Annotated in this window: 2 pseudogenes; both read left to right on the plus strand. The window is 56.7% G+C overall.

The annotated features are described in order from the left end of the window. Nucleotides 1-677: pseudogene (gene lacI, locus SB754_RS19110) on the plus strand (DNA-binding transcriptional repressor LacI); the annotation flags it as partial. A 49-nt stretch (nt 678-726) separates the two neighbouring features. Beyond that, nucleotides 727-1068, plus strand: a pseudogene (locus SB754_RS19115) (hypothetical protein); the annotation flags it as partial. Nucleotides 1069-1197 lie beyond the last annotated feature (129 nt).

Here is a 1197-nt window from a genome sequence, read left to right on the forward strand (position 1 = left end):
TGGAAGCTGCCTGCACTAATGTTCCGGCGTTATTTCTTGATGTCTCTGACCAGACACCCATCAACAGTATTATTTTCTCCCATGAAGACGGTACGCGACTGGGCGTGGAGCATCTGGTCGCATTGGGTCACCAGCAAATCGCGCTGTTAGCGGGCCCATTAAGTTCTGTCTCGGCGCGTCTGCGTCTGGCTGGCTGGCATAAATATCTCACTCGCAATCAAATTCAGCCGATAGCGGAACGGGAAGGCGACTGGAGTGCCATGTCCGGTTTTCAACAAACCATGCAAATGCTGAATGAGGGCATCGTTCCCACTGCGATGCTGGTTGCCAACGATCAGATGGCGCTGGGCGCAATGCGCGCCATTACCGAGTCCGGGCTGCGCGTTGGTGCGGATATCTCGGTAGTGGGATACGACGATACCGAAGACAGCTCATGTTATATCCCGCCGTTAACCACCATCAAACAGGATTTTCGCCTGCTGGGGCAAACCAGCGTGGACCGCTTGCTGCAACTCTCTCAGGGCCAGGCGGTGAAGGGCAATCAGCTGTTGCCCGTCTCACTGGTGAAAAGAAAAACCACCCTGGCGCCCAATACGCAAACCGCCTCTCCCCGCGCGTTGGCCGATTCATTAATGCAGCTGGCACGACAGGTTTCCCGACTGGAAAGCGGGCAGTGAGCGCAACGCAATTAATGTAAGTTAGCTCACTCATTAGGCACCGGGATCTCGACCGATGCCCTTGAGAGCCTTCAACCCAGTCAGCTCCTTCCGGTGGGCGCGGGGCATGACTATCGTCGCCGCACTTATGACTGTCTTCTTTATCATGCAACTCGTAGGACAGGTGCCGGCAGCGCTCTGGGTCATTTTCGGCGAGGACCGCTTTCGCTGGAGCGCGACGATGATCGGCCTGTCGCTTGCGGTATTCGGAATCTTGCACGCCCTCGCTCAAGCCTTCGTCACTGGTCCCGCCACCAAACGTTTCGGCGAGAAGCAGGCCATTATCGCCGGCATGGCGGCCCCACGGGTGCGCATGATCGTGCTCCTGTCGTTGAGGACCCGGCTAGGCTGGCGGGGTTGCCTTACTGGTTAGCAGAATGAATCACCGATACGCGAGCGAACGTGAAGCGACTGCTGCTGCAAAACGTCTGCGACCTGAGCAACAACATGAATGGTCTTCGGTTTCCGTGTTTCGTAAAGT

The sequence above is a fragment of the Leifsonia sp. SIMBA_070 genome, from assembly GCF_046534635.1.
In the GTDB taxonomy this organism is placed as follows: Bacteria; Actinomycetota; Actinomycetes; order Actinomycetales; family Microbacteriaceae; genus Leifsonia.